This is a genomic window from Sphingorhabdus profundilacus (assembly GCF_009769755.1).
Classification (GTDB): Bacteria; Pseudomonadota; Alphaproteobacteria; order Sphingomonadales; family Sphingomonadaceae; genus Sphingorhabdus_B; species Sphingorhabdus_B profundilacus.
On record NZ_SDWJ01000001.1, the window covers coordinates 402,085 to 428,066 of the forward strand.

Annotated in this window: 23 protein-coding genes; 15 read left to right on the plus strand and 8 right to left on the minus strand. The window is 56.8% G+C overall.

The window, feature by feature from the left end:
- Positions 1–107 precede the first annotated feature (107 nt).
- Positions 108–4,757: an NAD-glutamate dehydrogenase gene (locus EUU23_RS01955; RefSeq protein WP_160352447.1), complete on the plus strand. Its 4,650-nt coding sequence runs from the start codon at positions 108–110 to the stop codon at positions 4,755–4,757.
- 4 nt (positions 4,758–4,761) lie between these two features.
- Here the strand turns inward: EUU23_RS01955 and EUU23_RS14235 are convergent, their stop codons facing one another.
- The 3 genes from EUU23_RS14235 to EUU23_RS01965 all read right to left on the minus strand — a co-directional run bounded on the left by EUU23_RS14235 (position 4,762) and on the right by EUU23_RS01965 (position 6,589).
- Positions 4,762–4,890, minus strand: a complete 129-nt coding sequence (locus EUU23_RS14235; RefSeq protein WP_281346866.1) for a hypothetical protein — start codon at positions 4,888–4,890, stop codon at positions 4,762–4,764.
- Positions 4,891–4,906: 16 nt separating this feature from the next.
- Positions 4,907–5,806 carry a beta-1,6-N-acetylglucosaminyltransferase gene (locus tag EUU23_RS01960; protein WP_160352448.1) on the minus strand — a complete coding sequence of 300 codons (900 nt, stop codon included), beginning with the start codon at positions 5,804–5,806 and terminating at the stop codon, positions 4,907–4,909.
- A gap of 183 nt (positions 5,807–5,989) precedes the next feature.
- Entirely contained in the window at positions 5,990–6,589 is a 600-nt protein-coding gene (locus tag EUU23_RS01965; RefSeq protein ID WP_160352449.1) for an HD domain-containing protein, read from the minus strand.
- Positions 6,590–6,678: 89 nt separating this feature from the next.
- On the opposite strand from EUU23_RS01965, the gene EUU23_RS01970 reads away from it, so the two are divergent.
- From EUU23_RS01970 to yghX, 3 genes are read left to right on the plus strand one after another with little or no spacing between them, the layout of a single operon-like run.
- The gene (locus EUU23_RS01970; RefSeq protein WP_160352450.1) at positions 6,679–7,815 is read left to right on the plus strand and encodes a sensor histidine kinase; all 1,137 of its coding nucleotides are present in this window, start codon (positions 6,679–6,681) and stop codon (positions 7,813–7,815) included.
- Positions 7,812–8,612, plus strand: a complete 801-nt coding sequence (locus EUU23_RS01975) for a LytR/AlgR family response regulator transcription factor (RefSeq protein ID WP_160352451.1) — start codon at positions 7,812–7,814, stop codon at positions 8,610–8,612. Before EUU23_RS01970 ends, EUU23_RS01975 begins: the two co-directional genes overlap by 4 nt.
- 16 nt (positions 8,613–8,628) lie before the next feature.
- Positions 8,629–9,537, plus strand: a complete 909-nt coding sequence (yghX, locus tag EUU23_RS01980) for a YghX family hydrolase (RefSeq protein ID WP_160352452.1) — start codon at positions 8,629–8,631, stop codon at positions 9,535–9,537.
- 148 nt (positions 9,538–9,685) lie between these two features.
- On the opposite strand, the gene EUU23_RS01985 is transcribed toward yghX, so the two are convergent.
- Positions 9,686–10,267 (minus strand): hypothetical protein, encoded by a 582-nt coding sequence (locus EUU23_RS01985; RefSeq protein ID WP_160352453.1) that lies wholly within the window; start codon positions 10,265–10,267, stop codon positions 9,686–9,688.
- A 123-nt stretch (positions 10,268–10,390) separates the two neighbouring features.
- Between EUU23_RS01985 and EUU23_RS01990 the strand changes: the two genes are divergently transcribed.
- The 9 genes from EUU23_RS01990 to EUU23_RS02025 all read left to right on the plus strand — a co-directional run bounded on the left by EUU23_RS01990 (position 10,391) and on the right by EUU23_RS02025 (position 21,164).
- Complete coding sequence (locus EUU23_RS01990) at positions 10,391–10,732, plus strand: hypothetical protein (protein WP_160352454.1); 342 nt, start codon at positions 10,391–10,393, stop codon at positions 10,730–10,732.
- A 211-nt stretch (positions 10,733–10,943) separates the two neighbouring features.
- On the plus strand, positions 10,944–11,078 hold the full coding sequence (locus EUU23_RS14240) for a hypothetical protein (RefSeq protein WP_281346867.1): 135 nt from the start codon (positions 10,944–10,946) through the stop codon (positions 11,076–11,078).
- A 55-nt stretch (positions 11,079–11,133) separates the two neighbouring features.
- Positions 11,134–11,919, plus strand: a complete 786-nt coding sequence (locus EUU23_RS01995; RefSeq protein WP_160352455.1) for a hypothetical protein — start codon at positions 11,134–11,136, stop codon at positions 11,917–11,919.
- Positions 11,920–11,985: 66 nt separating this feature from the next.
- Entirely contained in the window at positions 11,986–13,809 is a 1,824-nt protein-coding gene (gene lepA, locus EUU23_RS02000; RefSeq protein ID WP_160352456.1) for a translation elongation factor 4, read from the plus strand.
- A gap of 252 nt (positions 13,810–14,061) precedes the next feature.
- Positions 14,062–14,247, plus strand: coding sequence for a hypothetical protein (locus EUU23_RS02005; RefSeq protein WP_160352457.1), 186 nt, complete (start codon positions 14,062–14,064; stop codon positions 14,245–14,247).
- Positions 14,248–14,396: 149 nt separating this feature from the next.
- The gene (locus EUU23_RS02010) at positions 14,397–15,620 is read left to right on the plus strand and encodes a beta-barrel domain-containing protein (protein WP_160352458.1); all 1,224 of its coding nucleotides are present in this window, start codon (positions 14,397–14,399) and stop codon (positions 15,618–15,620) included.
- Positions 15,621–17,768: a peptidase domain-containing ABC transporter gene (locus EUU23_RS02015; protein ID WP_246156018.1), complete on the plus strand. Its 2,148-nt coding sequence runs from the start codon at positions 15,621–15,623 to the stop codon at positions 17,766–17,768. It abuts the gene before it with no gap.
- A gap of 34 nt (positions 17,769–17,802) precedes the next feature.
- Positions 17,803–19,668 carry an ABC-F family ATP-binding cassette domain-containing protein gene (locus EUU23_RS02020; protein ID WP_160352459.1) on the plus strand — a complete coding sequence of 622 codons (1,866 nt, stop codon included), beginning with the start codon at positions 17,803–17,805 and terminating at the stop codon, positions 19,666–19,668.
- Positions 19,669–19,946: 278 nt separating this feature from the next.
- Positions 19,947–21,164: a cytochrome P450 gene (locus EUU23_RS02025; protein WP_160352460.1), complete on the plus strand. Its 1,218-nt coding sequence runs from the start codon at positions 19,947–19,949 to the stop codon at positions 21,162–21,164.
- A gap of 3 nt (positions 21,165–21,167) precedes the next feature.
- Here the strand turns inward: EUU23_RS02025 and EUU23_RS02030 are convergent, their stop codons facing one another.
- On the minus strand, positions 21,168–21,974 hold the full coding sequence (locus tag EUU23_RS02030; protein ID WP_218939478.1) for a DUF1295 domain-containing protein: 807 nt from the start codon (positions 21,972–21,974) through the stop codon (positions 21,168–21,170).
- The gene (locus EUU23_RS02035) at positions 21,974–22,582 is read right to left on the minus strand and encodes a lysophospholipid acyltransferase family protein (protein ID WP_218939479.1); all 609 of its coding nucleotides are present in this window, start codon (positions 22,580–22,582) and stop codon (positions 21,974–21,976) included. Before EUU23_RS02035 ends, EUU23_RS02030 begins: the two co-directional genes overlap by 1 nt.
- A 114-nt stretch (positions 22,583–22,696) precedes the next feature.
- Here EUU23_RS02035 and EUU23_RS02040 point away from each other — a divergent pair, with 114 nt between their 5' ends.
- Positions 22,697–23,836: a beta-ketoacyl-ACP synthase III gene (locus tag EUU23_RS02040; protein WP_160352462.1), complete on the plus strand. Its 1,140-nt coding sequence runs from the start codon at positions 22,697–22,699 to the stop codon at positions 23,834–23,836.
- 48 nt (positions 23,837–23,884) lie between these two features.
- Here the strand turns inward: EUU23_RS02040 and EUU23_RS02045 are convergent, their stop codons facing one another.
- Together EUU23_RS02045 and EUU23_RS02050 are read right to left on the minus strand one after the other, a co-directional pair.
- The gene (locus tag EUU23_RS02045) at positions 23,885–24,205 is read right to left on the minus strand and encodes a PilZ domain-containing protein (protein WP_160352463.1); all 321 of its coding nucleotides are present in this window, start codon (positions 24,203–24,205) and stop codon (positions 23,885–23,887) included.
- A 77-nt stretch (positions 24,206–24,282) separates the two neighbouring features.
- Positions 24,283–24,459: a PspC domain-containing protein gene (locus EUU23_RS02050; protein ID WP_160352464.1), complete on the minus strand. Its 177-nt coding sequence runs from the start codon at positions 24,457–24,459 to the stop codon at positions 24,283–24,285.
- Positions 24,460–24,852: 393 nt separating this feature from the next.
- On the opposite strand from EUU23_RS02050, the gene recF reads away from it, so the two are divergent.
- Positions 24,853–25,911 (plus strand): DNA replication/repair protein RecF, encoded by a 1,059-nt coding sequence (gene recF / locus EUU23_RS02055; protein ID WP_160352465.1) that lies wholly within the window; start codon positions 24,853–24,855, stop codon positions 25,909–25,911.
- The last annotated feature ends 71 nt before the right edge of the window (positions 25,912–25,982 follow it).

Genomic DNA, 25,982 nt, shown 5'->3' on the forward strand with positions numbered 1-25,982 from the left:
TGAATAGCCAAGCGAACGAAGGCATAAGCATTGAAATAAAATTACAATAGATTGCGTCGTATTCAGAACGACGAATCCCCAATGTCGTGGGCTTAGGAGAAACTTTCATGGCTGCTGCCAAATTGTCAAAACCATCTTCGAATATTGAAAACAGCCTGTTGAAAGCAATGGCCACCGCGTTCGCCGACAGCGCATTGCCGGGGGAAAATGAGGGGTTTGACACAAAGGCATGTGAAGAGGCGGCGCGTTTTACCCTGCAATTGGCGTATGATCGCAAGGCAGGATCAGCGGGCGTAGCACTAGACAGTTTTACTGACCCGCAAGGCCGTATGGCGATGCGGATCGCCATGAACAATGATGACATGCCGTTTCTGGTCGATTCGATTTCAGCCGCCGTGGCCGCCAAAGGCATTGGCGTCCGGCGTCTGATCCATCCGGTATTGAGCACCACCCGCGACGAATCTGGCCTGTTGAAATCGGTAAGCCGCAAACGCGACGCATCGATTACGCGCGAATCCTTCATCTACCTTGAAACCGACAGAGTCGATGCAAAGGAACGGCGCGCATTGGAAGATGATTTGCTGGCCGTATTGCGCGACGTGCGCGGTGCAGTCACGGATTGGCGCAAGATGCTGGGCGCGATGTCTGAGGATGGGGATAGCTTGCCCGATGGCGAGGGCGCGGCGCTGGTGCGCTGGTTCCTTGATAATAATATGACCATATTGGGCCATGAAAATTTATCGCGCGATGGCAAAAGCTCCAAACGCCTTGGCCTGTCGCGGGTCAGTAACGCGCCGCTTCTGTCGGAACTAAGTGTCGGGCTTGCGATCAAATGGTTTGAAGAAGGCGGCCGCGCGCCGCTGATACTCAAGGCCAATCGGGTGTCGAGTGTGCACCGCCATGTCCAGCTTGACCTTGTTGTCGTGCCGGTGCGCGACGGCAGTGCGATTACGGGTCTGTCGGTTTCTGCCGGTCTGTGGACCAGCGCGGCACTGGCCACCGCGCCGGATCGGATCCCGGTGTTACGGACCCATCTGGCAACTTTGATGGAACGGTTCGGCTTTGATCCGTCGGGACATGCCGGCAAGGCAATGACTCATGTTCTGACATCTTTGCCGCATGACCTGCTGGTTTCGTTGAAGTTGGCGGAGCTTGAGCGCGTGACGCTGACCGCCATGTCGCTGACCGACCGTCCAAGGCCCAAATTATTGGCGATACGATCTCCACTGGGTCGCCATCTGTATATTTTTGTCTGGTTGCCGCGTGACGATGTGTCGACCGGAATGCGAAAGCAGATTGAGGATATGCTGGTCGCTGCAACCGGCGGTGCGATGCTCGGCTGGACAATCAGTCTGGAAGATGGCGGCATTGCCTTGCTGCGCTACACGCTTGATTTGCCTGACCGCAATCAACAGGTTGACGAAGGGCAATTGGACGAACGGCTGGAATTGATGGTTCGTGGATGGGAACCCGCGGTGGAGGTCGCACTTGCCCGCATGACCGATGAAAAGCGCGCGGCCGCGATGCTGGTGCGGTATGGCGCATTGTTCCCCGGCAATTACCGCACCCGTTATTCTTCGGAAGAAGCCGCGCGCGATATGCTTGGTCTGTTGCAAATGGAAAGGGACCATAGCAAGATCACCCGACTATCCAGTAATGGAGAGGTGCTTCGGCTAAAGGTGTTTAGCGAGGGCGGTGCAATGCCGTTGAGCGACATGGTTCCGGCGTTGGAAAATTTCGGTTTCGACGTGTTGGAGGAATCGCCAACCGCCCTGAATGACGGCAATTATATCCATGACTTCAAACTGGGATTGCGCGGCAGCGATGCAGCCAGCGTCATGGAACGGGCACCGATATTGGAAAGCGCGCTCAGTCAGGTTTTGGACGGCGATGCAGAAAATGATGTGTTCAACCAGCTTGTCACGGTCGCGGCGCTGCAACCGCAATCGGTCATCCTGTTGCGGGCATGGTACCGCTATTTGCGCCAGACGGGCGTAACCTATGGTATGCCCACGGCCGTTGCGGCACTTGCCAAGCATGCAGTCGTCACCCGCGCGATTATCGCTCTATTCAATGCCATGCATGACCCTGCGGCAACGGGCGACAGGGATAAGGAATCTGCCAAATATAGTAAGGCGATAGATGCCGGTCTTTCCGCCGTTTCTGCGATTGATGAAGACCGGATATTGCGCCGTTATCTGGGCGTGGTGCGGGCGACTTTGCGGACCAATGCGTTTGCGCCTGCCGCTGCCGATGCGCTCGCGTTCAAGCTGGATAGCGCAAAGGTTCCCGGGCTTCCTGCGCCTTTACCCTGGCGCGAGGTTTTTGTGTATTCGCCCCGCGTCGAAGGCATCCATTTACGCGCAGGCCCCGTGGCGCGCGGCGGTTTGCGCTGGTCTGATCGCCGGGACGATTTCCGCACCGAAGTGCTTGGCCTCATGAAAGCGCAGCGCGTCAAAAACGCGGTGATCGTGCCGACAGGGGCAAAAGGCGGATTCTATCCCAAGCGCCTGCCCGATATGCGGATTGATCGCGATGCATGGTTTGCCGAAGGCACCGAAAGCTATCGTTTGTTCATCCGCACATTGTTGTCGATTACCGATAACATCATCAACGACAAGGTTGTACACCCTGAATCGGTCGTGATCCATGATGGGGAAGATCCCTATTTCGTGGTTGCGGCAGACAAGGGAACCGCCACATTTTCCGACACCGCAAATGCCATTGCGCTTGAACGCAATTTCTGGCTGGGCGATGCGTTTGCCAGCGGTGGGTCGGTTGGATACGACCATAAGGCCATGGGCATCACGGCCAAAGGCGGCTGGCTTTCGGTGCAACGCCACCTTGCCGAAATGGGGATCAATGTTCAAAAAGAACCCGTCACGGTGGCCGGTGTCGGCGACATGTCGGGTGACGTATTTGGCAATGGCATGTTATTGTCAAAAACCTTGAAAGTGGTTGCGGCATTTGACCACCGCCACATCTTTTTCGACCCCAGCCCCGATCCTGCCATCAGTTGGAAAGAACGGCAGCGATTGTTCAACCTGCCGCGATCCAGCTGGCTGGACTATGACTCCAAATTGATTTCCAAAGGTGGCGGCGTCTTTGCACGTAGTGAAAAGAGCATCAAAACGACCCCTGAAATCAGGGCTTTGCTGGGCATAGATGCCAAAGAAATTGAACCATCCGAACTGATGACCGCGATATTGAAAGCGCCGGTTCAGCTTTTGTGGTTTGGCGGTATCGGGACGTATATCAAGGACAAGAGCGAGAGCCATCTGGATGTGGGTGACCCGGGCAATGACGCGATCCGCGTGAATGGCGCGGATGTCAGGGCGCAGGTCATTGGCGAAGGCGCAAATCTTGGCGTAACGCAAGCAGGGCGTATCGGTTTTGCGCTGCGTGGCGGCCGCATCAATACCGACTTTATCGACAATAGCGCAGGCGTGGATTGTTCGGATAATGAGGTGAATATCAAAATTGCCCTGAATGCAGAAATGCGCGCGGGTAAGTTGAAAGAACCGGTGCGTAACAAATTGCTGGTCGAAATGACCGATGCCGTCGCGCATCTGGTATTGGAAGATAATCGCTTGCAAACATTGGCGCTATCCATCGCCGAAACGGGCGGACCGGGCGATTTACCAGCTTATGTTCGGCTGATCGAAACCTTTGAAAGCAACGGACGGCTTGACCGCGTGGTCGAAGGCATTGCCCCTAATGAGGAACTTTTCCGCCGAGCCAGCGAAGGCAAAGGGCTGACCCGTCCTGAACTGGCAGTCCTGTTGTCAACGGCAAAGCTGGCTGTGCAAGACGGCGTCGAACACGCTCCACTTGCCAAAGATGAATCTATGGAAGGCGAATTGCTGGCCGCTTTTCCGCAGGCCATGGTCAAAAAACACAAGTCCGCGATATTGGCGCACCGTCTGCGTAAGGAAATCATCGCGACCAAGCTTGCCAACCGGATGATAAACCGATTGGGCCTATTACATCCATTCGAACTGGCTGAAGAAGAAGGCTGCGGTCTGGGCGACGTTGCCGCCGCCTTTGCCATTGCCGAGCGGATCTATGATTTGCCATCCTTGTGGCAGGCCATCGACACCGCAGAGATGCCAGAGTCGACGCGGTTGTTGCTGTTTAATCAAACTTCTGTCGAAGTGCGGGCGCAAATGGCAGACATTATCCGAAACGCGACCGAAGGTCGCGACGTCGGCGCGACAACAGCTGTTTATAGTCCTGTGGTGCAAAAACTGTCGGAATCGCTGGGCGATCTTCTGCCCGCAGATGTCCGGCATCAGACTGAAAGCTTTGGCACCCGTCTTGTTGACAGCGGCGCGCCGCGTAAGATTGCCGACCGGCTGGTCAAAATGGCGCAGCTTGACGGTGCCATCGGCCTGGCGGCCCTGTCCGCAACGCAAAAGGCGGATGTGACCGCATTGACACAGGCATTTACCGCAATCGGTGATGCTCTGGGGATCGGTTGGGCACAAGGAACCGCGATGCAGATGGACCCGCATGATCCTTGGGAACGCCTGTTGGTTGCGGGACTGGCACGTGATTTCCAGGCAATGCGCCTCGATTTCCTCCGACGTCGCGGGGCCAAAAAATCACTGGCGGACGCCCTGACATGGCTATCGGAAAATGACGCGCGTGTTCGTGCGTTCAAGGCGATGGTCGACCGTGCGCGCATGGCCGGAATGCCAACCCCCGCCATGCTGGCGCAAATTGCCGGGCAGGCGAGGGTGTTGCTGGGACGTTAAGACGCTAGGACTTGGATGCCATCAATCCGGCGACGCTACCCTTTGTCGACGGATTGGAGGCGTTCGGTTTTTTGGGCTTTTCGGCCTTTGGTTTGCGCGCTTCGCGGTTCGTTTTCTTCTGGCTTTTTGCCATCTCTTCTCTCCTTGGTTTACGCAGCAAGTGCTGGCGTGGGGGCAAGCGGGCCGGCATTCGCAATATTGCGAAATTGGCTGGCCGCAGGCGTCAGAAGATGTGCTTCCAATAATGTAAATATATCGGCATCTTCGCTTTCGTCGAACTTGCGGGCGAAAAAGTCGGGACTTAGCGTCAGGCGCATAGCGTCAGACTTCACAAAAGTGCGCGGACGCAATTTTATGTCGCCATCCGGGACCCAGTCAATGGTACGCAGATCGTCGTTGATAATTTCACCATGCTTTCCGCTGTTCATAATCAGGGTCTGGAAAAAGGCTTCGTCCGCGATCAAACTGCGGCGATAAAAGGTGCGGAACGGCTTGACCCGTGCATCGTTGCAGGCAAATTCGCAGAAGGAACGGGTAACAACCTTCCACTGCGTTCCGATATAAGGCGTGACGCCGGTCATCGGTTCATGCTTGATTCCCGTCCGGAAAATGCGGCCAAGGGCTTCGATAAAATAATGGCTGATCCGGTTAACGGTATCGGGCCGCACCAGATGCTGGTCCACATTGCGGATATATTGCTTGCCCCGGTTCAACCGCAGATAGTCCCTTATGTAATTTTGTGACTTCAGCGGGAAATCCTGTCCGCTTAAATTGATATAATGGGTCCAGCTTTTGCTCATTTTCAAAAGCTTCGCCATGCCGCGCAGTTCGGCGTCGACCAGGCTATATCCACCCCACAACATGGGGCGCGATTCCAGGATGGCGGTGCCCTGATAGGGTTTCAGAAAGGCGGTGATGTCGGCCTGTATTTCCGGACCTGAAGTGCGGTCGATGTGGATGAGATATTGGTTGCCGGGCACATAGATGGCGCGGAACATGCGTTTGAACTGTTCGGGAAAGCGGTGGACGAGAATGAAATAGGCGATCAAAAGGCGCACTCCATGTGCGCGTACCGTACCTGCAGGGACGACACGCGGCGGGTATCACCCGTCTCGGGACGCCAAGCGAATGAAAGTTCGACCGGAAAGAGACACTGGTCAGCACGGGCGGGGCGGCTGTCAGTCCCGTCTATATAGGGATGAGGTCGCCTTTATATAAGGCCCCACCGCCGATTATTCGGCGGCTTCGGTTTCCATTGCCCGCTTGTAGATGCTGTTCAGTGGATATTTGAACAGCTTCATCACCATGGGTTCGAAAAATTCGAGCGGCAGTGTGTCATATTCGGGGTCGAAGGCCGGGCAGTCATATTTGTCGATAAATTCTTCGGTATCGGCAAACCATTCATGCCCCCGGAACTGTTCGCGCATGTCGCGGTCAAGACCGAGATGGTGGAAGAAATTATGCCCCTGGAAAATTCCATGATGCTGCACAATCCAGAGCAGCTTCTCCGATACAAAAGGTTTCAGGATCGCCGCCGCAATATCCGGATGGTTTGCCGCGCCGAGCGTGTCGCCGATATCGTGCAGCAGGGCCATGACAACATAGTCCTCATCCCGCCCGTCGCGATAGGCGCGGGTTGCGGTCTGCAACGAATGGGTCAGCCGGTCCACCGCAAAGCCGCCAAAGTCGCCGTCGAGCAGCTTCAAATGGTCCAATATCCGTTGCCCGCCATTTTGCGCGAATGGAATATTGTGTCGCATGATGATCTGCCAATCTTCCTGCGTGCTCAGCGACATGTCGTGAAAACTGGCGTGATCGTCCTGATTGTCCATATGACTCTTCCTCTCGATAGCCATGCTATCATGGCTTTTGTGTGAAACAAGGGCTTCATGCGCGCGCAAAATGCGGCTAGACCCAAAATATGGCGGTTCTAGAGCTTACTGATAAACCCTTTTTCGCGGACAAGAACCGGGCTTTCTGGAACCTGCATTCCGCCGGTTGGGCAGGGGCCGTCATTTTGCGCGCCGCGTCCGGCATCGCGCAGGGGCAGCCCGTCAGCTTTCTGGTCCCCATCCTGATCTCCGCCGTTACCGGCTATTCCATCACGCTCGTTCTGTCGGTGGTTTACCGTTTCCTCATTGACCAGCGGCCCTTCATAACGTGGAGCGTCACCTTTCTGGCGATGTCGATCGCGACCATTGGCTATGCCTATATCGATGTGTGGGTGTTGCAGACGATCCGCGATGGCGTGGACGAAACGCCCTTCGCGCAGCTTTGGCTGGCGGCCATATATATCAATTCGGTGCTGTTGGCGGCTTGGTCGGCACTCTATTACGCCATCAATTATTTTGTCCGCGCCGAAGAGCAGGCGGACCAGATGATGCGGCTGGAGGCGCAGGCGACCAGCGCGCAGCTCACCATGCTGCGCTACCAGTTAAACCCGCACTTCCTGTTCAACACGCTGAACAGTATTTCGACGCTGGTTCTGTTGAAACAGACCGAGCAGGCGAACGCCATGCTGTCGCGCCTTTCGTCCTTTTTGCGCTTCACCCTGATCAACGAGGCGGCGGCAAAGGTGCCGCTGACGCAGGAAATCGAGACGCTGAAACTCTATCTCGACATTGAAAAGATGCGCTTTGAAGAAAGGCTGCGGACCTGTTTCACGATTGATCCAGCCGTCGAAAACGCGCTGGTGCCATCGCTTCTGCTGCAACCGCTTGTCGAAAATGCCATTAAATATGCCGTGACACCGAAAGAGGAGGGGGCTGATATCACCGTCACGGCTCAACTCGTCGGCCAAAGGGTTCGCATTACCGTGTCCGACACAGGCCCGGGGTTGCAGCCCGGCCAACAAGACCACAGCCTGTCAACGGGGGTAGGCATGGCCAATACCCGCGAACGGCTGTCCCAGGCCTATGGCGAGGACCAGCGGTTTGAATTCTATGTAAAGGCGAGTGGCGGTTTTGAAGTCTTGTTGGAACTGCCGTATCAAACGCGCATTATACCAGTCGAAGAGAATCAAGCGGGGGCAAAATTACAAGGAATGATAACCGCATGAGCATTCGTACAATATTGGTCGACGATGAAAAACTCGCCATCCAGGGTTTGGAATTAAGACTTCAGGCTTTTGAAGATATTGAGATTGTCGCCACCTGCCACAATGGCCGTGAAGCGATCCGCAAAATCAAAACCCTGAAACCCGACCTTGTGTTTCTGGATATCCAGATGCCAGGTTTTGACGGCTTTTCGGTGGTGCAGGGCGTTATGGATATCGATCCGCCGCTGTTTGTCTTTGTCACTGCCTATTCCGAACATGCGATCAAGGCGTTTGAAGCGCAGGCGATTGATTATCTGATGAAACCTGTCGAGCCGGACCGGCTGGCCGATACGATGGAGCGGGTGCGGACACGCCTTGCCACCAAACGCACCACCGACGAGCTCGAACGGCTTCGCAGCGTCATCAACGAAGTCGCCCCCAATGCCGCCGATAACCTGCCTTCGATGGACGACGACCTGACATCGACGCGCTTTGAAAAGCTGATCAACGTCAAGGATCGTGGCCAGATTTTCCGCGTTGATGTGGAAAGTATCGAACGGATCGATGCGGCGGGTGACTATATGTGTATCTACACAGCAGAAACCTCCCTGATCCTGCGCGAAACCATGAAGGATCTGGAAAAGCGGCTCGACCCGCGCACGTTCCAGCGGGTGCACCGCAGCACCATCGTCAATCTGGATCAGGTGCGCCAAGTCAAGCCGCACACGAACGGCGAATGCTTCCTTGTGCTCGAATCGGGCGCGCAGGTTAAGGTAAGCCGGTCCTATCGCGACGTTGTCGCGCGTTTCGTCCATTGAACCAAGGAGAATAGGGATGGCCGAATCCGACGCCGCACCCCGTATGAAAGCCAGCGACTTTCACCCCTATATTCTCGAAATATTCGACGGCTATGTGCACGGCAAGCTGACCAAGCGCGAATTTATCAAGGAAGCCGGCAAATTCGCGGCCGCCGGTGTCACCGGATTGATGATCCTGAACCAGCTCGCGCCCGATTATGCTCTGGCGCAGCAGGTGAAGGCGGATGACCCGTCGATCATCACGAAAAAGGTGGTCGTGCCCAGCCCCGAGGGCCATGGCACCATCAACGGCTTGCTCGCACGTCCGGCCAACGCCAAGGGCAAGCTGCCTGCGGTTTTGGTGATCCACGAAAATCGTGGCTTGAACCCCTATATCGAAGATGTCGCCCGCCGTTTGGCCAAGGCCGGGTATTTGGCACTGGCCCCGGACGGGCTGACATCGGCGGGCGGATATCCCGGCAATGACGACATGGGCCGTGAATTTCAGGCAAAGCTTGATCCGGCGATGCTGTTGGAAGATTTCTTCGCCAGCTTTGAATATCTGCGCGATCATGGCGACAGCACCGGTAAAGTCGGCGCGGTCGGCTTTTGCTACGGCGGCGGCGTATGCAACGCGCTTGCCGTGGCCTATCCCGACCTTGGTGCATCGGTACCCTATTATGGCCGTCAACCCAGGGCAGAGGAAGTGGCGGCGATCAAGGCGCCGTTGCTGATCCATTATGCCGAAGCGGACGAGCGGATCAACGCAGGGTGGCTCCCCTATCAGGCGGCGTTGCTATCCGGCCAGAAACGCTATGAAGTGCATTTCTACCCGGGCACGCAGCACGGCTTCCACAATGACAGCACCCCGCGTTATGACAGGGCGGCAGCGGAGTTGAGCTGGTCACGGACCTTGGCCTTTTTCAAGGCGAATTTGACAGGCTGAGGTGGGTGCTGTCTTTTTTCGTCAGAAGGAAGAAGGGAATAAGGAGGAAGAGGGTGCTTCAATTTCGCCCTCCCCATTTAGGGAAGAGGCGGATTATGTCTGCAATTCTGAAATCTAAGTCGAAACCGGACTGTCCGGACACGACAACTTAGCTGACAGTCGTTGACACCCATTCATGGGGCAGCTGATGCCAAGGAGTACCCGGAAACCGACGGGAATATTCCTCTTTAACCTTGCGCTCGCGCCAAACGGGTCCGCCGACGTGCCATGCGGCTTCTTCTTTGCCAAAGTCGGCAGTAAGCCTCGCTGGGATGTGATACTCGGCATCCCAACTCGCAATAACTTCCATATTTTGAATTGCTGGGTTTTCAACTCTGGTATCGTATTCATGCGTGCCATCCGAGACACCAACAGTTAGCGTTCCAACTGGCCAATGAACCATCGGCCATGGTCTCTGCAGGTCGTCAACCAATTCAAATCTGCCAAGTTTGAACCATGCCCCAGAGCGCAACGCCCTCGTGATTGAGGGATATTCCACGCTCACAACTCCCATTAATGGGCGAGTGAGGATTTCGGATGGATCGGCTAGCTCATGGTCCCGGCGGTGAAAGAAACCAATCCGTTTGTCGGGCAGCACTTGTCCATAATAGATCCAATGCGCTTCGCCAGAAACGGCATAAAGTGTGCCAGACTTGAGATCCGCACGAGAAGTTGCGCTGGCTTGAAACATGCATTCTAGTGCGGCACACAAGGGCCCATTGTCAATGTCAGCTCTCCACAACACAGCCGCCAAATCGGACTGTCGGCAAACGACAACATTGTGGACATTGGTCTATTCAAGCATACCAGCCAAATGAAACTCTCTATCGCAGAACAAGCAACCGCCTGGATTGAATGCGCTCGTTTCTCGAACCCGAACGAAGTGCCCGATGACCTATGGGAACGAGGATGGAACTTAAATGAGTGCGCGTTCGATGATCCAACTTTCGCATGGGAAACAATCAAGGAAATCGTCGGCCGATATAATGATGAGGCGCTTTTCACAGACTCTACAACGGAGGCCAAACACATTCTCGGAAATCTCGGGGCCGGTCCTCTTGAAGATCTTTTGGCGCAGCACGGTGACGTGCTAATCAGCACCATGCGCGTGAAAAACATTCTTTGCGATATCAAGACCAATGGTAGTAAGTTGTGACACGGACGCCTCCTTCAGATGTTGTTCAACACCTCCATCATGGCACATAAATGCCGCCGGGGGGCGTCCACCCCATCACAACATTCCTGACATTCCGACAACTATTTTCCGACGTTGTAACTTGCCGTTCGTTAATTAGCTGAACGAAGGGCAGCTTACCTGCAATCTGCGATCAATGCGGATTGAGACGCACAGACACCGCCCAGTTCTCATGATATGGCTAGATGTTGCCACAATCATTCGGCGTAACTTCGCCCGCAACCGCTTGTCGATCCAGTCCAGCGTTTGGGTTGCACTATCGGCGGCGCTGGTGGGGTGGCCTGTGCTGTTAGCGGGTCTGCAATGAACGGCGTTCAAAAACCTCTTTTCTACAAATAACCATATCGGTTATACACTACCACATGACGAACCAATCCACCACCCCCGCCGCCGTTTCTGTCCCATCCACCCTTGCCGCCGATTCCGACATCGAAATCCTCCCCGCCTTGCCCGCAGGGAAGGAGTGGCTGGGGGTGCCGGAGGATATTACTTTGCCCAAACAGCTCGAATTTGAACCTGTCCTGCTGCGCGGGGGGCGGGGGCAGGTTACGGCTATGAAGCAGCGGGCGTTTATTCGCGTGCTCGCCGAAACCGGGCGGGTTTCGCTGGCGGCGAAGGCGACGGGGAATACGCTCGCGGCCTTTTACTATCTGCGGAACCAGCCGCAGGGGAAAAGCTTTGCCAGGGCGTGGGCGCGGGCGCTGGATTTTGGGGTGGGGCGGGTGCTCGACATTTTGGTCGACCATGCGATGAACGGTACGCCCGAATATATTTACCAGAACGGCGAACTGGTGGGCGAACGGCGGCGGTTTGACCATCGGTTGATGATGTGGCTGGTCGCGCATAACCAGCCCGAAAAATATGCCGTTTCGGGCGGCTTGATGCACGCGGTGAATGAAGGTGCGGCGGGCGCGGCGCGGATGAAGCGTTTGAAAAAAGAGTGGGAGCTGGAATATCAGGCGAAGCGTTCCAAATGGCATAAACCTGTGGATGTCGAGGCGGTGAAGGCGGAAATCATCCGCAAAGCAGAGCTTATGCAAAGGCCCGAGATGATCCAAATTGCGAACGATCCCAAAAAGCGTGCGGCGTGGGAATTGCTCAACGGGCCGCGCGACTGGAGCGAATTTGAGCGATATCAACACCGGTGAGGCGCAAATATTACGGGCAATCTGCCATGCTTGATGGGGCAGGGTTGCCCTGCTAGAGGCGCTGGCATGACTGAACTCTCCCGCATCCGTAACTTTTCTATCATTGCCCATATCGACCATGGCAAATCGACGTTGGCCGACCGGCTGATCCAGCAGACAGGCGGGCTTTCCGACCGCGAGATGTCGGGGCAGGGGCAGGTGCTCGACAATATGGAGATCGAGAAAGAGCGCGGCATCACCATCAAGGCGCAGACGGTAAGGCTCGCCTATACCGCCGCCGACGGCCTCGAATATGAGCTTAACCTGATGGACACGCCGGGCCATGTCGACTTCGCCTATGAAGTATCGCGCAGCCTTGCCGCGTGCGAAGGCGCGTTGCTGGTCGTCGACGCGGCGCAAGGGGTGGAGGCGCAGACGCTCGCCAATGTGTACCAGTCAATCGAGCATGACCATGAAATCGTGCCGGTCATCAACAAGATCGACCTGCCCGCGGCAGAGGTCGACAAGGTCAAGGCAGAGATTGAGGAAATCATCGGGCTTCCCGCCGACAACGCCGTGCTGACTTCGGCCAAATCCGGCATCGGCATTGCCGAAGTGCTGGAGGCCATCGTCACCCGCATTCCGCCGCCCAAGGGCGACCGCAGCGCGCCGTTGAAGGCGATGCTGGTCGATTCATGGTACGACCCCTATCTCGGCGTCGTCATCCTGATCCGCGTCATCGACGGCGTGATCAAAAAGGGCCAGGAAATCCAGTTCATGGCGGCGGGCACCAAGCATCTGGTCGACCGCGTCGGCTGTATGCGGCCAAAGCTCGAGATCCTGACCGAAATCGCCGCGGGCGAAGTCGGCATCATCACCGCGCAGATCAAGGAAGTCGCGCAGACCCGCGTCGGCGACACCATCACCGATGCCAAGCGCCCCGCCGCGCAGCCGCTGCCCGGGTTCAAGGAAGTGCAGCCGGTCGTCTTCTGCGGCCTGTTCCCCACCGACGCGGCGGACTTTGAAAAGCTGCGCGAAAGCATCAGCAAGCTGCGCCTTAACGACGCGTCGTTCAGTTTCGAGACCGAGAGCAGCGCCGCGCTTGGCTTCGGCTTCCGCTGCGGCTTTCTGGGGCTGCTCCATCTGGAGATCATTCAGGAACGCCTGACCCGCGAATTCGACCTCGACCTGATCACCACCGCGCCGTCGGTGGTCTACAAGCTGCAGCTATCGCGGTCTAAAACCGAGGATGCGCGCAGCATGGAGCTGCACAACCCCGCCGACATGCCCGACATCAACCGCATTGACGAGATCCAGGAGCCGTGGATCGAGGCGACCATCTATTGCCCCGACGAATATCTCGGCTCCATCCTGAAACTCTGTCAGGACCGGCGCGGGGTGCAGAAACAGCTCACCTATGTCGGCGGCCGGGCGCAGCTGGTCTATGAACTGCCGCTCAACGAAGTGGTGTTCGATTTCTACGACCGGTTAAAGAGCATTTCGCGGGGCTATGCCTCGTTCGATTACCACCAGATCGGGCACCGCGAAGGCGATCTTGTAAAGATGAGCATCCTCGTCAACGGCGACGCGGTCGACGCGCTCAGCATGATCGTCCACCGCGGCACCGCCGAAGCCCGCGGCCGCGGCATGTGCGAACGCCTAAAAGACCTGATCCCCCGTCACCTGTTCAAAATCCCCATCCAGGCAGCGATCGGCGGCAAAGTCATCGCCCGCGAAACCATCGCCGCGATGCGTAAGGACGTGACGGCCAAGTGCTACGGCGGCGATATTTCGCGCAAGAAGAAGCTGCTGGAGAAGCAGAAGAAGGGCAAGGCGCGGATGCGGGAGTATGGGAATGTGAGCATCCCGCAGGAGGCGTTTATTGCGGCGTTGAGGATGGGGGAGGAGTAGCCCCCGGCGGCGGGTGCGACATGACAGATTGTATGCAACAGGCCGTGTTTCGAAAAGCGCCCTCCACGTCAATGGAAATATACGCAACCCATAACTCGTAGGATAGGAAAAATCCTATCTATATCTTTTATTTATCAGATTCTTAGGGGAATCCTTGCTTGGCAGTCGCGTAAACATATTGACACTATGTATATCGTAAAGCTATCGCCTTCAATGCGACCTGAATACTGAAAGGTTATTAAAATGATACCCGTGAATAAGATTGAAGAATTGAACTTTGCAGAAATCGAACAAGTCGACGGTGCATTAAGCTTGCAAAATGTTGCAGTTATCGCCCAGCAAATGACGAGCAATATTACCGAATCCATAGTTTCGCCAGCAACAGGTATTCCAAAATTGATACATAATATCAACTATCTGATTAACTTCTATTCATAAAGCAACGCTTTGTTATGTATAGAATTTTGGCTTGGTGATGTGAGCTAATTTAGGTAATCATCAACCACCAAAGTCTCCATGTGAGATGGGCGGTCACTTAAATGTGGCCGCCCAATAGCTGTTATGCATGACATCTTGCGCCAAGCTATATGTTCCGTCCTGAAGCCCTGTCCTATCGCGCTGACCGTCTTTCGGGCGACGTTGCGCTTGCGGTGCCGTTGGCGTGGCAAAGCATTGGTTATCTGATCTTTGCCGGGGTGGTGGCGGCGGTCATATTTCTTTCCTTTGCCGGTTACGCCCGCGTCGAAGTGGCAACCGGCTCTATCGTTCCGGACAAGGGCGTTTCTGCCATACAGCCCACGCGCAACGGCGTCGTCGCTGCGCTTTGGGTGAAAGACGGGCAGAATGTGCCTGCCGGGGCTGAATTGGCGACGATCCGGTCTGAAGAAGAGGGCGCGGCCAACATGTCCCCCGCTGCCCAGATCGAAGCCGCCGTTGGTCATCAGGATGCCAGCCTTGTCAGCCAAATAGCCGCTTCTTCGGCTTCTGCCAATGCCCAATTGCGGCAATTGGCGGCGCAACGGATCGGGCTGATCGGCGAAATCGGTCAATTGCAGTCGCAAATCGCGCTGCAACGCAGTCTGATCGTGTCGGCGCAGAAAGATTATGACCGCGTCCGCGTCGTTGCCGAGCGCGGTTTTATCAGCCTGCGCGATTTGCAGGCGCGTGAAGAGACCTTGCTCGGCCGCCAGCAAGGCCTGTCGCAGCTCACCCAATCGCTAGCGGTCAAGCAGGCGGCTTTGACCGAAGCAGATCGTTCGGGCGCCCAGATTATCGCCCAGGCACAGGCCCAAAATGCAGGCCTATCCGCCGCGCGGGCCGAAGTGGCGCAGCAGGCCGCCAATGCGGCAGGATCGCGCGCTTATGTCTTGCGTGCGCCTGTGGCGGGGCGGGTAACGGCGTTGACCGCACGGGTAGGACAATCGGTCAATCCGCAATCACCCGTCATGACGATCGTGCCCGCGGGGTCGGTTTTGCAGGCCGAGCTCGCCATTCCCGGGACGGCCATCGGCTTTATCCGGCCTGGGCAGGTGGTCCGGTTGGCCATTGACGCCTTTCCCTTTCAGCGATTTGGTACGATAAAAGGCCGTATAAGGACCGTGGCGTCCAGCGCAGTAAGCGCAAGGACAGGTGATGGCGGAACCATCGCGGTATATCCGGTCATCATAACGCTGGACCAAAGCTATCTTATGGCGTTTGGGCGTCGGCAACCGCTGGTTCCGGGAATGTCCTTGACGGCGCGCATTGTGACCGAAAAACAGTCGTTGCTGACATGGTTGTTTGAACCCTTATTTGCCGTGCGAAACCGGTAAATGGCGATGTTGGATATCGGGTTTTTCAGCCGTTCGAAAATCAGGCTCGTTCGGCAGACCGAGGTCGCCGAATGCGGCCTTGCTTCGCTCACCATGGTTGCCAATTTCCACGGGCTTGATGTCGACCTTGGCACCATGCGTCGCCGCTTTGCCCCCAGTTTGCGTGGGGCCGCGCTTCGTTCGTTGATCGGGCTGGCAGACCGGATCGGGCTGACGCCGCGTGCGGTTAAATTGCCGCTTACCGAGCTTGCCAATCTTCACGTTCCGGCGGTGCTGCATTGGGACATGAACCATTATGTCGTGCTGGAACGGGTGAAGGGCGACAAGGCGCTGATCCACAATCCGGACGGGCGTTCGATATGGCTGCCCTTGGCCGAGGTTTCGAACCATTTCACTGGCGTTGCGCTTGAATTGCGGCCCAGCAACAATTTCGAAACCGGGAAACAGCGCGAACGACTTCGGCTGTCGCAGCTTTGGCACCGGATGACCGGAATGAAGCGGGCACTGGTGCAGATATTGGTGCTCAGCCTGGTGCTGCAGGCCTTTGTTCTTGCCTCACCTTATTATATGCAGATCGCGGTTGATAACGCACTGCCTGCGCTTGACCATGATCTGCTGACCGTGCTGGCTATCGGCTTTGGGCTGTTCACCCTCATCAATGCAGGCGCGTCGCTATTGCGGTCTTTTGTACTGATGGTGGCCGGAACATCGCTTGGCTTTGGCCTTGCGTCCAATGTGGCCCGCCGGCTTTTCCGCTTGCCGATTGACTGGTTTGAAAAGCGGCACACCGGCGACATATTGTCCCGTTTCCAATCGATAACGCCGATACAGAATATGCTTACCCAAGGGGCGGTGGCGGCGTTGGTCGATGGGGTCATGGCGCTTTTAACATTGGCATTGATGTTCTGGTACAGCCCGATGCTGGCGCTCGTCGCGGTGGTGGCGTTCCTATTGTACGGCGCGTCGCGGCTTATCTCCTTCTCCTTCGAACGCGAGGCGCAGGAGGCGGCGATTGTAACGGGCGGCAAGGAACAGTCGACCATGATCGAAACCTTGCGTGGCATGACGACATTAAGGTTATTTGGCCGCGAAACATTACGCCACGCCTTTTGGCAGACGCGCTTGACCGACGCGGTAAACGCAGATGTGCGGGTGGCGCGGATCGGCATTTGGCAATCGACCGCCAATTCTGTGATTTTTGGCATCGAAAACATCGTTACGGTCTGGCTCGCGGTCGGGTTTGTAATGGACGGCGCGGGGTTCAGCGTCGGTATGGTCTTTGCTTACACCGCGTATAAAGCGCAATTCATTCAGAAGTCGGCGGCGTTGATCGATCAGGCCATTGCGTTCAAAATGCTTGGCCTGCATCTGGAACGACTGTCTGACATTGCCCTGTCGCCCGAAGATAAAAGCTTTGGTGCAGGTGCCGATATCGAAACCGAACTTAAAGGCAAGATCGAGCTGCGCGACATATATTACCGCTATTCGCCGACCGACCCGCTCGTTCTTGACGGCGTGAACATGACGGTGGAGCCAGGTGAGCATGTCGCCATTACCGGGCCGTCGGGTGGCGGGAAATCCACCATGGTCAAATTGCTGCTCGGCTTGGTCGAACCCGAAAGCGGTCAGGTGCTGGTCGATGGTCTGCCGATGGATCGATTTGGCTATAAAAGCTTCCATGAACAAGTCGCCGCGGTGCTGCAGTCCGACAGCCTGTTTGCCGGTTCCCTGGCCGAAAATATCGCGCTGTTTGACGAAAGCGTCGATATGGAACGCGTGGTCGCCTCCGCCACGGCCGCATCGATCCACGACGATATCAAAGCTATGCCGATGCAATATGAAACTTTGGTCGGCGACATGGGGTCCACCCTATCCGGCGGGCAGAAACAGCGCGTGTTGCTCGCCCGTGCCTTGTACCGGCAGCCCAAGATCCTCATCATGGACGAAGGCACCGCCCATCTGGACGCCGCCCACGAACGCGCGGTGAATGCCGCCATCGGCGCCATGGGCATCACCCGCATCATCATCGCCCACCGCCGCGAAACCATCGAGGCGGCGGAACGGATAATGGTAATGGCAGGCGGGAAACTGATGGCGGTTGACCGGCAGGGGTCAGGTTTACCCAGCGCACCCCATAATCCTGCATGACACGCGCCGCGCGCTCTGCTAGGCGCGCGCCATCATGCTCAATTTGAACGGTATCACCGTGCGCCTTGGCGGACGCACTATCCTTGACCGCGCCACGGCAGCCTTGCCTCCTTATGGGCGCGTGGGCCTGATCGGGCGCAATGGCGCGGGGAAGTCTACCTTGATGAAGGTGATGATCGGTTCGCTGGAGGCCGATGATGGTTCGCTCGAAATGCCCAAGGGCACGCGTATCGGCTATATCGCGCAGGAGGCTCCGGCCGGGGATTCGACGCCGTTCGACACCGTGCTTGCCGCCGATACCGAACGTGCGGCGCTGATGATCGAAAGCGAGCAGGAGGGTTTGGAGCCCGACCGCATGGCCGAGGTGCATGAACGGCTGATCGCTATCGACGCCTATACCGCCCCTGCGCGCGCATCGCGCATATTGGTGGGGCTTGGCTTTGATGAAGAGATGCAGGGCCGTCCGCTCGACAGTTTTTCGGGCGGGTGGAAAATGCGCGTGGCGCTGGCGTCTCTGCTGTTTTCGCAGCCGGACCTGCTGCTGCTCGACGAACCGTCGAACCATTTGGACTTGGAAGCGACGCTGTGGCTGGAAAACTTCCTGAAGGGTTATCCCGCGATGATGGTCGTGATCAGCCATGAACGCGACCTGCTCAACAATGTGGTCGACCATATCCTGCACCTCGAAAACGGGGAGGTGACCCTCTACGCCGGGGGCTATGACAGTTTCGAACGGCAACGCGCCGAACGTGCGGCGCAGCTGGCGGCGGCAAAGGCGGCGCAGGATGCTCAGCGCGCCAAGTTGCAGGATTATATCGCGCGCAATTCCGCCCGGGCCTCTACCGCGAAACAGGCGCAGTCCAGAGCCAAGGCGCTGGCGCGGATGCAGCCGGTGCAGGCGATGGTCGATGACCCGACACTCAGCTTTGATTTTCCGAGCCCGGATGAGCTGAAGCCGCCTCTGGTCACGCTTGATCTGGCCAGTGTGGGCTACAGCGCGGGCAATCCGGTGCTGGAGCGGCTGAATTTGCGGATCGACCCCGATGACCGGATCGCGCTTCTGGGGCGGAACGGCAACGGCAAGACGACTTTGGCGCGCCTGTTGGCGGCGCAGCTGACGCCGATGGACGGTGCGATGCAGTCGTCGGGCAAGATGCGCGTCGGCTATTTCACCCAATATCAGGTGGAGGAGCTGGACGGCGACGACACCCCGCTGGAGCATATGACCCGCCAGATGAAGGGGGCGACCCCCGGCGCGGTGCGCGCGCAACTGGGGCGCTTCGGCTTTTCGGGTGCAAAGGCGACGACGAAAGTCGGCAAGCTGTCGGGCGGCGAACGCGCGCGGCTGGCGCTGGCGCTGATCACCCGCGATGCGCCGCATATGCTGATCCTCGACGAACCGACGAACCACTTGGACGTCGACGCACGCGAAGCGTTGGTGCAGGCGCTGAACGAATATGAAGGCACCGTCGTGCTGGTCAGCCATGACCGCCACATGCTGGAACTGACCGCCGACCGGCTGGTGCTGGTCGATGGCGGGACGGCGTCCGAATTTTCCGGCACGATCGAGGATTATACCGACTTCATCCTGGGCAAGGGTCCGGCGAAGGAGAAGGTGTCGAAGGCCGACCGCAAGGAAGACAAGAAAGCTGCCGCTGCGGCGCGTGAGGCGCAGGCCAAGCTGAAACGCGAGGTCAGCGACGCCGAGGCGGATCTCGCCAAGCTGGAGGTCGTCCTGTCCGCCATCGACCGCGCAATGTTCGACCCCGCATCGGCGGCGAATGAATATAAGAACCTGACCATGGGCGAACTGTCCCAGCGCCGCGGCAAGATCGTCGCCGCGCAGGAAGCCGCCGAGGCCCGCTGGGTTGCGGCGAGCGAGGCTTTGGAGAAGGCTTGAGCGGGTGCGTCATGCGACCGGAAAGCCTGCTTTGATCTGAGATCAGGGCCCCTCTGATGCCCGGTGGAGTTTCGACCAAACTTACCGATGGTGGTGCCAGAAATGCTTGGGATATACGCATAACCTTGCCGCTTTCTTTCGTGCTGTCCGCAAAATGGCTTTGAACCCCGGCATGGATGTTCATGCGTTTTGGGACCAGTCGTTTTCCCGACACTTCGCTTGCCGCGAAAAAATATCTGGGATAGTCGGGGTTAAACCCGAGCAACCGAAAGTCCCCCATGTCCGACGATAATCCGCTTCCTACCGGCTACCAGCTTTCGGCTTTGGACCCCACCTATCGCGAAACGCCGTGGGTGCCGCTCGACCGGTTACGCGCGGCGGATCCTGTGCATCATGACCAGCAATTGGGCCGCTATTTCCTGACGCGCGGCGCGGAAGTGTCCGAGCTGATCAAGAATCGCGAACTGAATGCCGACCCGCGCAAGGCCAATGACGGCAGTTTTTCCAAGACGTTGTACGGGAATAACAGCAAAGAGCTTTCGATCCTGATGCTCGATGACCCTGAGCATAAGCGGCAGCGGACGTTGGTTCTGCAGGCGTTCAACAAGCGGTCGGTCGATGCGCTGCTGCCCCGGATCGAACAGATTGCGCGTGACCTGCTTGACGACATCGCCGCAGCGGATGGCGAGTTTGATTATGTTCAGCTTTTCGGATCGCCCCTGCCGACCACGGTGATGGCGGAATTGCTGGGGATCAACCCTGCTGACCGCAAGGATTTCCGCCGCTGGTCGCTGGGTTGTATGCAGGCGCTTAATCCCTTCCGCACGCCGGAGCAGACGGCGTTGTATGAAGAGTCGACAACGGTGCTTGCCGATTATCTGGCGCGCGAGGTCGATCTGCGGCGGACCAACCCCAGCGATGACCTCATCACCCGATTGGCACAGGCCGAGGAGGCGGGCGATATGCTAACTACGCAGGATATTGTGCTGTTGATCCGCCTGCTGTTGATCGCGGGCAATTCGACCACGACCGACATGTTGGGGGCAGGGGTGGTGCAGTTGCTGAAAAACCCCGAACAGCTCGCCAAATTCCGCGCGCGCCCCGACCTGCATGACAATGCTATGGACGAAATCCTGCGTGTCGAACCGCCGGTCACGCAAGTGCTCCGCAGCGCGCATCAGGATATGCAGGTTGCCGACAAGCAGGTGAAGCAGGGCGACACCATCCACATGTCGCTCTTCGGCGTGCATTTCGACCCGGACGTCAATCCCGACCCGCTGAAATTCGACATCGAGCGGCCCAATATCCAGCATTTCGCCTTTGGCGGCGGGGCGCATTATTGTCTTGGCGCAGGGCTGGGCAAGGCGCAGGCGAAGATTGCGCTGCCGATGCTGTTTGAACGCTTCCCCGATCTCGCTTTTGCACCCGGGCGCGAGGTAAAGCACAAGATCGCGCCCGCCTTTAACGGCTATGGCGAGATTTGGCTGGTGAAGTAACCGCTACCCCTTTTTCGGGGGCAGCGGGAAGAAGCCGGATGTGCGGGCCACATATTCCGCATAGCCCGGCCGTGTTTTCTTCATGCCATATTCCAGCAACGGCTTGCCAGACCATTTGGTGAGGGTGAAGGTCAGGAATAAGGGGCCGATGATGCTGATCCAACCGGGCAGTCCGGTTTCGGCGGCAATAAGCCATATGCCCCACCAGGTGCAGGCATCGCCGAAATAATTGGGGTGGCGGGTATAGCGCCACAGGCCCGTGTCGAGCACCTTGCCCTTGTTCGCAGGGTCCTTGCGAAAGGCGTTGAGCTGCGCGTCGCCGATGGTTTCAAAGGCGATGCCGATCAGCGCGATAGCCGCGCCAACGGCGCCCAGCGGGCCGATAACGGTGCGGCCACCTTCGCTCGCCCAGATGCCGAGCTGCGCCGGAAGGCAGGTAATGAACAGCAGCGGCGCTTGTGTCAGAAACACCGCGATCAGCGACGTCTTCGCCCAGCTCCAGCCCTTTTTCTCCATCCGGCTGGCCATGATCTTGGTGTAGCGCGGGTCTTCGCCATGCGCGCGCCAGCGCAACCACAGATGGATCGTCAGCCGCATCCCCCATAGCGTCGTCAGCCCCAGAATAAGGTGCGAGCGCGCGCCGGGATTGGCCGACTGCGCCCATGTTGCCCACGCCAGCACGACCATGCCAAATGCCCAGAAAGCGTCGATAAAGGACACGTCGCGGATCCGCACCGAATAGGCCCAGAGCAGCAGGATCGCGGCCAGCAACGCCGCTGCGTTCAGGATAAGTATCGATATAATTTCCATCACTCTTCCTCTTTTGCGAATATCGCCGTCATTCCCTTCGCGGGGTGCCGGGGCGTAACTGTTGCATAAATTTCGGCGACCTTTGCCATATCCGCTCTATAATCACCCGTGGGCCAGATCGCCGGGCCAAGACCGCCGGACTTTGACGAATAGTCCATCATGCCGACGACCAACGGCACGCCTGCACCCATTGCAATATGGTAAAAGCCCGTTTTCCATGCTTTGACATTACCCCTTGTGCCTTCGGGGGCGATGGTCAGCATGAATTCCTCCCGCCGTTCAAATTCATCCACCATTTGCTGGACATAATTTTTGCTCGACGACCGGTCGACCGGCACGCCGCCCATGTCGAGCATGAAGTTTTTCCACGGCCATCGGAACAGCGATTTTTTGCCCATGAAGTGGGGCATGATGCCAAGTTCTTCGGTCAGGCCAAGAAAATAGACAAAATCCCAGTTGGACGTATGCGGTGCAGCGATCAGGACAAATTTGCGGGGTTCGGGCACTACGCCATGTGCGCGCCACCCCTGTTGCCGGTAGATTCCGACCAGTGCCCGCCGGAAAAGTCGAGAAAACCAGCTTGGCTTGCGTACCTCAAATGCCATCATGATCCTCCCCGCAACCTGTTTAACAATCTTGCCGCCACGTGCAAACGGCTTGTTTCAAAGATACGCAGGCGCTAGGCATCCGGACGCATTCAATCGATCAACGCGGGAAAATTAATGTCGCAAAGCGCACAAACTGCAATACCGGTCATATCCTCAACCGGCCTTTACACACCGGCGGACACGATCAGCAATGAAGAGCTGGTTGAAAGTTTTAATGCCTATGCGGACCGCTATAATGCCGCCAACCCTGACGCTGAACCACTGACCCACAGCTCGGTCGAATTTGTCGAAAAGGCGAGCGGCATCAAATCACGGCACGTCATCGACAAAAGCGCCATTCTCGACCCCGACATCATGGAGCCGCGGTACCGCGAACGGCCCAATGACGAAATTTCGCTCATGGCGGAAATCGGTGTGGCCGCATGTCGCGATGCTCTGGCCAAAGCCGGTCGGGATATCGCCGATGTCGACGCGGTCCTGTGCGCCGCATCCAATATGCAGCGCGGCTATCCGGCGATGGCGGTTGAAATCCAGCATGAACTGGGGATGCAACGCGGTTTCGGGTTTGACATGAATGTCGCCTGCTCGTCCGCTACCTTTGGCATCCAGACAGCGGCGGATTATATCCGCAGCGGGAATGCAAAGTCGGTATTGGTGGTCAATCCGGAAATCACCTCCGGCCATTTGAACTGGCGCGACCGGGATAGCCATTTTATCTTTGGCGATGTCGCCACCGCCATTTTGGTCGAGGCCAAGGATATTGCGCCAGCCGGCCATTGGGAAATCCTTGGCACGCGGCTGAAAACCCAGTTTTCCAATAATATCCGCAACAATTTCGGCTTCCTGAACCGCGCCCATGGCGATGGCCCTGTGGACCAGAGCGGGCCACGCAATGACAAGCTGTTCGTGCAGGAAGGGCGCAAGGTTTTCAAAGAGGTCGTGCCGATGGTCGGTCAGATGATCATGGAACATGCCGACAGTCTTGGCCTGTCCGGATCGGATTTGCGCCGCTTGTGGTTGCATCAGGCCAATGCCGGTATGAACCGGCTGATCGCGCACAAGGTGCTGGGGCATGAGGCGAGCGAGGATGAAAGTCCCACGGTGCTCGACACCTTTGCCAATACATCGAGCGCGGGGTCAATTATCGCCTTTCACAAGCATAATGAGGATTTGATGCCCGGTGACATCGGCCTGATCTGTTCATTTGGCGCTGGCTATTCAGCAGGATGTGTCTTTGTGCGGAAGGTGGCGTAACTGGGTCCTGACCCTAAAATAGGCCAAGTCCGTCAGTATTTCCCGTGCTTATGCTTTTCTTAGCATCGGATAGGTTCTTATCACATGTTCGAATACGGCTTGGTATAAGGGGCGCTTGAATTCACATCCGTAAAAATCCTCTGAGTGCCAGGCGATCCTAGCTTCCAGCGGTTCCAACCCCTGCATGGTCAGAAAAACCGTGCGATCCTGTGGGATCAGGAACATGCAGTGCATTTTGAAACCCGATTGTGACAGGTCGATCACCGCAACTTTCTGTTTGCCACCTCCGCGTTCCCGGATTTCTCCGGGAATGGTGACTTCACCGCGCGGATATTGGCGCGAGTTGAAAAGATGCCGATGCTCGGCCAATTGGCGACTCCTGAAGGACCTTGTTATATTTTCTTTTTATACGGCAACAGGCAAGGAAATTTATTAAGACAGTGACCTTAGTCCAAAATCATTGCCAATAATATGTAAATCAGGATCGGTGAACCAAAGCCAATCAAGGTGGCGACGGCAAAGATCAGGCGAACAATCATCGGATCAATTCCGGACCAGTTGGCCAACCCGGCACATACGCCGAGGATTTTCTTGTTGGGCTTATCAAGTGCCAAACGTGCCATTTTCAAAACTCCCTAAACTTCAAGATGGTCTATGTGGTGATGGGGTTCAGGCAACAATGCCGGAAACAGGAACAATTGCAGGGGCAACGCTCATGCCGATGGTGATGAAGGCGCAAAATACAGCTGCAAAAACCGAAGCGATCTGGGTGCGTGAAGATTGTGTCATGTTAATTTTCCTTTCAAAATGCCGGACCATTCCGGCGATGCAGACCATATTGCACGGGGTGTGCCAGTTTTTGAATATATAATAATATCAATATTATAGATGGATTATGAACCAATCGTCATCGTTGTAACATTTCATATATTGGCAAAATATGCTAATATTTAGGATAGGATATTGATGAAAAATCCATTGGACCATTGGCGATCATGATATAGCAGAAGCCACCAATGACCCTGTCGCTGCTTACCTTGACCAATTTTCGCAACCATGCCCGATTGACGGTGCAGCCTCAGGCGCAGTTCATCGCTCTGCATGGCCCAAATGGTGCGGGGAAGACCAATATATTGGAAGCTGTCTCGCTGCTTGTTCCCGGTCGCGGATTGCGCCGCGCGGCATTATCTGAAATGGCAAATAGCACCCATGCGGATGGCTTTACCATTTCTGCCGAACTTGACGGCATAATTATCGGCACAGGAATAGAGGCCGCAGCGCCCGAACGGCGCAAGGTTCGCATCAACGGTGCGAATGCGTCCATCAACGCGCTTGCCGAATGGCTTTCCGCAATCTGGCTCACGCCTTCTATGGATCGCCTTTTCGTCGATGGTGCGGGTTCCCGACGCCGGTTTCTTGATCGGTTGGTGCTGGCGCTGGAACCCGGTCACGCTCGCCATGCGAGCCGCTATGAAAAGGCGGTACAGCAACGCAACCGGATATTGGCAACGAACAGCGCGCCCGACGCGATTTGGCTGGACGCGACTGAGGCGCAAATGGCGGAAAGTGGAGCTTTCATTATAGACGCCCGCGCCCGGATGTTGGCGGCGCTGGATTCGCGATTGGCTGTTCTTCCCAAACAGCCATTTCCCGTTCCAGCCATCAGGTTGGCAATGGTAGGGCCGACAAAGGCCCCTGATTTGAAGGAAATCTGGCGGGCATCGCGGCGCAAGGATGCAGGAGCAGGGCGGACATTGGTTGGCCCGCATCGCGCTGATCTGGAAGTATATAACTTAGCAAATGGGCAATCGGCTGACCGGTGTTCGACCGGCGAACAAAAGGCATTGCTGTTATCACTGATATTGGCCCATGCCGCTTTGGTCACCGACCAACGCGGCGCGCCACCCATTTTGCTGCTGGACGAAGTCGCTGCCCATCTCGACCCGCTACGAAGGGCGGCATTATTCGAACGATTGACAGCAACCGGCGCGCAAGTGTGGATGACTGGCACCGAAGCCGTTTTGTTCGATGCCATTGGCCCGGCTGCCCATTTATTCGCGGTGCCGCCATTGTAAAACTGTGCTGATGTAAAGCCGGATCGATAAGATTAGCCGAAGGTGGTGTACCGAACGCAGTCACTGGTGGT